Source organism: Streptococcus sp. DD04 (genome assembly GCF_001578725.1).
GTDB lineage: Bacteria > Bacillota > Bacilli > Lactobacillales > Streptococcaceae > Streptococcus > Streptococcus sinensis.
This window is the reverse complement of the sequence record NZ_KQ968976.1, coordinates 288,859-296,111: the sequence shown is the minus strand read 5'-3', so window position 1 is coordinate 296,111 and position 7,253 is coordinate 288,859. Positions and strand designations below refer to the sequence as shown.

The window sequence follows — 7,253 nt, the reverse complement described above, 5'->3', positions numbered from 1 at the left end:
CCTTTTTCCTTTATTTTGCCCAATGTCAAAAAAATTTGCTAGATTTTAGGCAAGAAAAGAGTAAAATGAAGGTAGAAAGATGGGAGAAGGGTAATGGAAATTGGCAAAAAATTAAAAAAAGCGCGGCAAATGTGTGGCATGACACAGGAAAGTGTCGCAGAAGAATTAAATGTTTCAAGACAAACTATCTCAAATTGGGAAACAGAAAAATTTTATCCGGATATTTTATATGTCTTACAACTAAGCGATTTGTATCAGGTTAGCTTGGATGAATTGTTGAAAGGGGATGAGAGCATGATTCAGCACTTGGAAGATTCGACCAATACTGTCAAGAGTAATCGAAAGATTTTACTGGCCTTTTTATGTAATATTTGTCTGTTATTTCTGTTCTTTATTTTTATTATTCCCATCTCTAAAAGTTATCTGCTGACCTTGTTGGCAGTAGCGCTAGTCATCAGCACGACTGGCTATATCTTGGTGCAGATTATTCGAAAAATATAGGAGGTTTTATCATGACTTGGTATGTATGGACCTTGATTGGATTACTCGTAGTGACAAATGGACTGTTTGTGTATCAATTGTTTAAGTTGGTTGAATTAGACGCTTCCATTCGTGGAATAAAACACCCCAAGTTTTGGGCTTTCTTAACAACTGGTGGACAAAGAGGAGAAGGTTTAATCCTCTATCTCTTGAAGCGGAACAAGGCTATTTTTTCCATGACAGCTGAAGAAAAAGAAGAGCTGGAAACTAGGAAATACCGTCTGCTCTATTTACTGGGTTTAATCTTAATCTTTGTAATTTTCCTCTTTAGCAGTGTCATTGTCAGATTTTAATGGAAATTTTATTGACAGAAAGGAAAGAATCGCCTTTTCAGACGATTCTATTTTTTGAGATTAGTGACATTGGTGTTCTGATAGTCTTGAGAAATTAGTTGAGTTTGAGTAGAAAAATAGAGCTTTTAGAGTACAGGCTATTTTAGAAGAGTATTTGGTATAAATTTATAGGTTATAGCAGTTTTATAGATTAGAGATTCTTGCTTTGCAGAAGTTCTGGTGATTTCCTGCTGTGGGCAATGAATATTATTTTTGCATTCTAAACCGATATTTGGTATAATAGATTACTGTCTTGGGGTCGTTACGGATTCGACAGGCATTATGAGGCATGTTTTGCGACTCATCTAGCGGATGTAAAACGCCAGTTAAATATAACTGCAAAAAATAACAATTCTTACGCTTTAGCTGCCTAAAAAACAGCCAGCGTGACCTGATTCGGATTGCTTGTGTCTGATGACCGGTCTTATTATGAGCAAGCTACGGTAAAATCAAGTCTAGGGATTTTACAAGAGATTGATAGACTCGCTTAGCTTGGGCTTGAGCCATGTGTCAAAGCTAAGTTAAATGAAGACATGGCCTATGGTCGTAGGCAAATATGTTGGCAGGTGTTTGGACGTGGGTTCGACTCCCACCGGCTCCATTGGGATATGTAAAAGAGGTTTTGATATATGAGCTTTTTTGAAAAAATTTTTGGTAAAAACCAAGAAAACCAGCTACAAACTGAGGAAGCTCCCGTTGTTTTAGAGGAAGTTCCAAATGAATGGGGCTCTTTTTCAACTCTTATTGATGACCAAGTAGCTAGTATCCGTTTGAATCTTGCTCTGGCTCAAGCAGCTCCCTATGCTCAGTATTCTTATGCCATGCGTTTGAAAATCGCCTTGCTGGATGTGGAATCTGAAACAAAATTTCCGAAAAATGATGAATTTCTGAAGTTAAATGCGATTGAAGACGCGCTGTCAGAGGCTTTATTTGACATTTCCGGAATCTATGTAGGAACAGTTATTACGGATGGACACATTGAATATTACTATTATTTAAGAGATAAGCAGAGCCATGTAGCTACTATTTCTCGTGTGATGAAGGAGTTTCCTGATTATCAATATAGTTCGGCAACTTTGGTAGATCCTGAGTGGAACCAATATTTTGAATTTCTTTATCCAAATGAATATGAATATCAGACAATTCTGAATCAGCGCATTTGGTATGAATTAGAAAAAAGCGGCGATCATCATGATCAAATCCGTGAAATAAACCATTGGATTTGTTGCACATCTGAGGAGATGCAGGCAGAATTGATACTAGAAGTTGAAAAGCTAGCCTATACTCTTGTTTCAACAGATAAATTGCAGGATTCTACAAGACCCTATCAGATTCAGATTTCTCGCTTGGATGATACTGAGTTATCTCATCTCAATCCAAATGTTTGGGAATTAGTAGAAATTTCAAAAAAATATGGTGGAAAGTATAGCGGCTGGAGCTGTAATGTGGTATAATGGATAAAGTTTTGGGAAAGCTCGTCTTTCTCTTTTATGGAAGATTACTCAAGAGGCTTAAGAGGCTGTGTTGGAAACGCAGTAGGCGTGTAAAAGCGTGCGTGGGTTCGAATCCCATGTCTTCCGTTGTATGTCAAGAAACGCCGTGGGGCGTTTTTTTGATAGAAGGGTAACGGAAGATTGTCCATTTGCGGATTGGAGTCAAAGAGTTACAGGCCGGTAAAATATTTTGCTAGTAGAGATTGGCTCCTTTAGCTGATGAGTTTGAATTTAATATGTCTCAAGCTGTTCCTTTTGCAGAGCTAAGAACAGCGTTCGCAGGGACTTTTGGCTCAGTCAGGGGACAAGTCTGAAGTCAATCATCTTGCTTTTAATGTGGCTAGTAGAACACAACTAGATGCTTTTACAGGCTGGTCTGCCAGCAGGTACATAAGACAAGGGGGTGCCAGGCATTCCTGAGCATTAGCATCAGCCATATTACGCAGCCTTTATCCTAGATCCGAATGGAAATGATGTAGAGGCAGTTTGTCATGCTAAAGATTAGATGGATTCGTTTCCATCTTTTTTATTTAGGAAAAACCTTGAAATATTTCTGAAAAAGAGTAAACTGTACATAGAAAGTTTTGGAGGTTCTGCATGAAGTTATATGTCCAGTTGATGATTATTTTCTCGATTTCCATCATTGGAGAGGGGATATCAAGTTTCTTCCATCTTCCTATTCCTGGCAGTATTATCGGACTGATTTTGCTTTTTCTTGCTCTGCAATTTAAGCTGTTGCGGCTCCGCCATGTCAGTATGGTTGGCAACTTTCTGTTGGGCAATATGACCATTCTTTTTCTACCTCCGGCTGTAGGGATTATGGATAAGTTTCATGTGATTGCCCCTTATCTGCTGCCAATTATTCTGATTATCCTCGGCGCCATTGTCTTAAATGTGGTCGTCATTGCACTTGTTGTACAATTCATCAAGCAGCATTTTGAAGGCGATTATGAGGAAGGAGGGGTGGACCATGTCTAGTTTATGGAGCAACCCGCTATTTGGCCTCGCCTTGTCCATTTTTGCCTACCTTATCGGGATGCTGATTTTCCGTAGATTTCCTCATCCTTTGACAACGCCTCTCCTTTTAGCAGCGATTTTGGTCATTGCGTTCTTGAAATTAACAGGTATTTCTTATAAGGACTACTATGTCGGTGGGGCTTATTTGAATAATTTAATCGTTCCGTCAACGGTTGCTTTGGGAATTCCGCTTTATAAGACCTTCCACCTGATGAAGCACCACGCTCGCAGTATCCTGCTAGGTACCTTTGTGGCTGTAGTGGTCAATACGACTTTTACGGCTCTGCTTGCGAAATTCTTTGGGATGGACTTCTTTTTAGCAATTTCCCTATTTCCAAAATCTGTCACAACAGCGATGGCAGTGGGTATTACTGATAAAATGCAGGGCTTGACAACCGTCACTCTGGTTGTTGTTGTGGCAACAGGTATTTTGACAAGTGTCATGGGGCCGACTATTCTTAAACTACTAAAAATTAAGGATCCAGTAGCGATTGGCCTAGCTCTAGGTGGTACGGGTCACGCAGTTGGTACCGGAACAGCTTTTAAATATGGGCAAGTTGCAGGAGCTATGGCCGGCCTTGCAATCGGAGTGACAGGAATCATGTACGTGATTGTCAGTCCAATCGTCGCAGCTATCATTTTAAAATAAGAAAAACATGGAGCAGTCTTTCTGAGAAATATTGCTTCATGTTTTTTATATTATCTTAGTTGATAGCTGCTAGTAGGGCATCTACTTGGGCAGACAGCTCATCAAGCTTGTCTTCTGCGATAGTCAGTTGACCAGTTCCCCAAGCTTCTGGATTGATACCGACACCAGTAAATTGGTCTACCACATTCATGCGAATAAATGGAAGCAGGCTACGGTAGTGCTTGAATACTTCATCAGGTGAAGTGCCATTAGCAACGGATGAAACGGTCACAAGCTTGGCATTGAGGGCAGAAGGGCCGGTTGGGTCTGACAAATCAAGTGCGCGTGAAGTCCAGTCTAGCAAGTTTTTCACTACGCCAGGGATAGCCAAGTTGTAGACAGGTGAGAAAATCCAGATGGCATCGGCTGCGAGGATTTCTTCACGAACCTTGGCAACAGCAGCTGGCGCTGGACTTTCGAGATCTTGGTTAAAGAATGGCACATCCTTGTAATCAAGATAAGACACTTCAGCTTTGCCAGCCAGAGCCTTTTCTGCTTGTGCTGCCAACTGATGATTGAATGAACCTTGACGAAGTGAGCCGATAATAAATAATACTTTAGACATAGATGAGTCTCCTTGTAAATGATTCAAATCAAGAGGATGAACTCTTGTTACAATCTATGTTACAACAATTATCACTAGTTAGCAATAATTTAGCTCAACTTTTTGAACGTTTTCAAAATCCGCACTAAATCTTCTTTGTCGTTTTTTGAAAGAATGGCAGTCATGTGTCGGATATTGGCGATGTGTTCTGGCAGGACCGTCTCGATTTTCTTCTGGCCCTGCTCGCTTAGTTGGATGAGAAAGGAGCGGCGGTCATTGGGGTCGCAGCTGCGGCTAATCCAGCCATCTCTTTCCATGTTTTTGATGACGACCGTCATATTTCCCGAAGTGGCTAATATGAGGTCAATTAAATCTTGAATCCGCAATTCTCCTTTACTATATAAGGTTTCCAAAACGGAAAATTGGGTCGGAGTCAAGTTGTGTTTTTTAAAAATTTGAGCTTCGATATTACGGATGGTTCGCTCAGCCTTATGGAGCACGATAATTGTCTTGAGGTCAAGTAGAGTCTCGTTGTCTAGGTTTTCAGTTATTCTCATAGGCTCATTTTATCAATAAGGAGTAATAAATGCAAATGTGATAAAAGTCCTAGAAAAATCAGGCTATTTGTAGTATAATGATTCAGTGAAACATAAAATTAAAGAAAAGGCTGAATTTCCTATTCGGCAGTATGCTATCGGGCTTTTTCTTGTCCTAACGGCGCTTGTTTTTTCATTTTTTACAGTTTTGCATCTTGCTATGGAACCGAGGCGGTCAGCGATGGAGGGATCTATAAAAGTCGCTAAGGAATATGCGGACTTGGAAACGCTAACTAGTTTTTCTATTTACAATGGCAAAGAGTCTTACTATAGCTTGCTTGGAAAAAATAGTAAAAAAGTGGAAGAAGCCGTTCTGATTTCCCAAGATTCTAACAAAATTTATGTGTATCAGTTGCAAGATGGGATTAGTCAGGCGGAGGCGGAGAAGCTGGCCAAGGATAATGGAGCGACCTCTATTGATAAGACCACTTTTGGTTTCTTAGACGGCCAGCCTGTTTGGGAAATTAAGTCTGGAACGAGCTATTACAATATCGGATTTGAGAGCAAAAGTTTGCTCAGCAAGGAGGGACTATGAAACTATCCAATCGTGTTTTAAATATGGAAGAAAGTGTGACCTTGGCAGCCGCCGCACGGGCCAAGGCTTTAAAGGCTGAAGGCAGGGACATCCTCTCTTTGACTTTGGGAGAGCCAGATTTTCCGACGCCTAAGAATATCCAGCAAGCAGCGATTGCAGCGATTGAAGATGGTAGAGCGAGTTTTTATACGGTTGCAAGCGGTCTTCCTGAGCTAAAAGCAGCAATTGTAAAGTATTTTGCCAAATACTATGGCTATGAGATTCAGCCAAATCAAGTGACAGTAGCAACGGGCGCCAAATTCTCCCTCTATACTTTTTTTATGAGTGTGATTGATCCAGATGATGAAGTCATCATTCCAACTCCTTATTGGGTCAGCTATGCCGATCAGATTCTGATGGCTGAAGGAAAGCCTGTTTTTGCTCAAGCGACAGAGGAAAACAACTTTAAGGTGACAGTTGCCCAGCTGGAAGCCGTCCGCACTGAGAAGACCAAGGTTTTGGTTCTGAACACGCCGTCCAATCCGACTGGTATGATTTATACAGCAGAAGAGCTTCTGGCTATTGGAAACTGGGCTGTTGAGCATGACATTCTGATCTTGGCAGACGATATTTATGGCCGCTTGGTCTATAATGGCAATAAATTTACGCCGATTTCTAGTCTGTCAGAGGAGATCCGCAAGCAAACAGTCGTTATCAACGGTGTTTCTAAAAGCTACTCTATGACGGGCTGGCGGATTGGTTATGCTGTAGGTGCTCCAGAGATTATTTCAGCGATGAGCAAGGTTGCAGGGCAAACGACTTCTAATCCAACAGCAGTGGCGCAATATGCGGCTATTGAAGCCTTGACGGGCAGTCAGGATACGGTCGAAAATATGAGATTGGCCTTTGAAGAACGCCTGAATACTATTTATCCTTTGCTGGCTCAAGTGCCTGGCTTTGAAGTCGTCAAGCCTCAGGGAGCCTTCTATCTCTTCCCAAATGTTAAAAAAGCGATGGAAATGAAAGGCTATACCGATGTGACAGCCTTTACCACAGCGATTTTAGAAGAAGTAGGTGTGGCTCTAGTGACAGGAGACGGGTTTGGTGCGCCAGAAAATGTCCGCCTCAGCTATGCGACTGACATGGATACCCTGAAAGAAGCGGTTCAACGTCTCAAGGATTTTATGGAGAAGTAGGAATGATCGATCATTTTACCCTTAAGGTAAAGAGTTTAGAAGTTTCTAAAGCTTTCTATCAAGCCACTTTAACTCCTTTAAATTATCACCTTCAATTTGATACGGGGCAGGTCGTTAGTTTCACAGAACCGCGAGATGCGGATCCAGGTGGTGATTTTTGGCTAAATGTTGGTCAACAAGAGCCGATGCATTTTGCCTTTAGTGCTCAAACTTGTCAAGAAGTAGATGCTTTCTATCAAGCAGCTTTGGCTGCTGGAGGAAAGGATAATGGTGCACCTGGCGAGCGTAAAAATTACCATGTGGGATACTATGCGGCCTTTGTGATAGACCCAG

The 7,253-nt window shown here is 41.3% G+C and carries 10 protein-coding genes, 1 tRNA gene and 1 other RNA gene; 10 read left to right on the top strand and 2 right to left on the bottom strand.

Features of this window, described 5'->3' with window-relative positions; translation table 11 throughout:
* The first annotated feature begins 93 nt into the window (after positions 1 to 93).
* From STRDD04_RS01420 to STRDD04_RS01390, 7 genes are all read left to right on the top strand, one after another.
* A complete protein-coding gene (locus STRDD04_RS01420) occupies positions 94 to 501 on the top strand; it encodes a helix-turn-helix transcriptional regulator (RefSeq protein WP_062198700.1) in 408 nt (135 codons plus the stop codon).
* 11 nt (positions 502 to 512) lie between these two features.
* The gene (locus tag STRDD04_RS01415; protein WP_062198698.1) at positions 513 to 833 is read left to right on the top strand and encodes a hypothetical protein; all 321 of its coding nucleotides are present in this window, start codon (positions 513 to 515) and stop codon (positions 831 to 833) included.
* 294 nt (positions 834 to 1,127) lie between these two features.
* Positions 1,128 to 1,476: a transfer-messenger RNA gene (ssrA, locus tag STRDD04_RS01410) on the top strand.
* A gap of 25 nt (positions 1,477 to 1,501) precedes the next feature.
* On the top strand, positions 1,502 to 2,326 hold the full coding sequence (locus STRDD04_RS01405) for a DUF695 domain-containing protein (RefSeq protein WP_062198696.1): 825 nt from the start codon (positions 1,502 to 1,504) through the stop codon (positions 2,324 to 2,326).
* 38 nt (positions 2,327 to 2,364) lie between these two features.
* Positions 2,365 to 2,452 (top strand) — tRNA-Ser (locus tag STRDD04_RS01400).
* 510 nt (positions 2,453 to 2,962) lie between these two features.
* Positions 2,963 to 3,343, top strand: coding sequence for a CidA/LrgA family protein (locus STRDD04_RS01395; protein WP_062198695.1), 381 nt, complete (start codon positions 2,963 to 2,965; stop codon positions 3,341 to 3,343).
* Positions 3,336 to 4,031 carry an LrgB family protein gene (locus STRDD04_RS01390; protein WP_037618600.1) on the top strand — a complete coding sequence of 232 codons (696 nt, stop codon included), beginning with the start codon at positions 3,336 to 3,338 and terminating at the stop codon, positions 4,029 to 4,031. Before STRDD04_RS01395 ends, STRDD04_RS01390 begins: the two co-directional genes overlap by 8 nt.
* A gap of 55 nt (positions 4,032 to 4,086) precedes the next feature.
* On the opposite strand, the gene STRDD04_RS01385 is transcribed toward STRDD04_RS01390, so the two are convergent.
* Both STRDD04_RS01385 and STRDD04_RS01380 read right to left on the bottom strand, forming a co-directional pair.
* Positions 4,087 to 4,635 carry an NADPH-dependent FMN reductase gene (locus tag STRDD04_RS01385; RefSeq protein ID WP_062198693.1) on the bottom strand — a complete coding sequence of 183 codons (549 nt, stop codon included), beginning with the start codon at positions 4,633 to 4,635 and terminating at the stop codon, positions 4,087 to 4,089.
* An 89-nt stretch (positions 4,636 to 4,724) separates the two neighbouring features.
* Positions 4,725 to 5,171, bottom strand: a complete 447-nt coding sequence (locus tag STRDD04_RS01380) for a MarR family winged helix-turn-helix transcriptional regulator (protein WP_062198691.1) — start codon at positions 5,169 to 5,171, stop codon at positions 4,725 to 4,727.
* Positions 5,172 to 5,256: 85 nt separating this feature from the next.
* On the opposite strand from STRDD04_RS01380, the gene STRDD04_RS01375 reads away from it, so the two are divergent.
* From STRDD04_RS01375 to STRDD04_RS01365, 3 genes are all read left to right on the top strand, one after another.
* Positions 5,257 to 5,745, top strand: a complete 489-nt coding sequence (locus STRDD04_RS01375; RefSeq protein ID WP_062198689.1) for a cell wall elongation regulator TseB-like domain-containing protein — start codon at positions 5,257 to 5,259, stop codon at positions 5,743 to 5,745.
* A complete protein-coding gene (locus STRDD04_RS01370; protein ID WP_062198687.1) occupies positions 5,742 to 6,920 on the top strand; it encodes a pyridoxal phosphate-dependent aminotransferase in 1,179 nt (392 codons plus the stop codon). The genes STRDD04_RS01375 and STRDD04_RS01370 overlap by 4 nt, the downstream gene beginning before the upstream one ends.
* A gap of 2 nt (positions 6,921 to 6,922) precedes the next feature.
* Positions 6,923 to 7,253, top strand: a 331-nt coding sequence (locus STRDD04_RS01365) for a VOC family protein (protein WP_062198684.1), incomplete at its 3' end; no start/stop codon positions are given.

What these genes read in the sequence shown, in the direction of transcription:
- STRDD04_RS01420 (WP_062198700.1), top strand. Translation starts at nt 94, where the DNA reads ATGGAAATTGGCAAAAAATTAAAAAAAGCGCGGCAAATGTGTGGCATG.
- STRDD04_RS01415 (WP_062198698.1), top strand. Translation starts at nt 513, where the DNA reads ATGACTTGGTATGTATGGACCTTGATTGGATTACTCGTAGTGACAAAT.
- STRDD04_RS01405 (WP_062198696.1), top strand. Translation starts at nt 1,502, where the DNA reads ATGAGCTTTTTTGAAAAAATTTTTGGTAAAAACCAAGAAAACCAGCTA.
- STRDD04_RS01395 (WP_062198695.1), top strand. Translation starts at nt 2,963, where the DNA reads ATGAAGTTATATGTCCAGTTGATGATTATTTTCTCGATTTCCATCATT.
- STRDD04_RS01390 (WP_037618600.1), top strand. Translation starts at nt 3,336, where the DNA reads ATGTCTAGTTTATGGAGCAACCCGCTATTTGGCCTCGCCTTGTCCATT.
- STRDD04_RS01385 (WP_062198693.1), bottom strand. Translation starts at nt 4,635, where the DNA reads ATGTCTAAAGTATTATTTATTATCGGCTCACTTCGTCAAGGTTCATTC.
- STRDD04_RS01380 (WP_062198691.1), bottom strand. Translation starts at nt 5,171, where the DNA reads ATGAGAATAACTGAAAACCTAGACAACGAGACTCTACTTGACCTCAAG.
- STRDD04_RS01370 (WP_062198687.1), top strand. Translation starts at nt 5,742, where the DNA reads ATGAAACTATCCAATCGTGTTTTAAATATGGAAGAAAGTGTGACCTTG.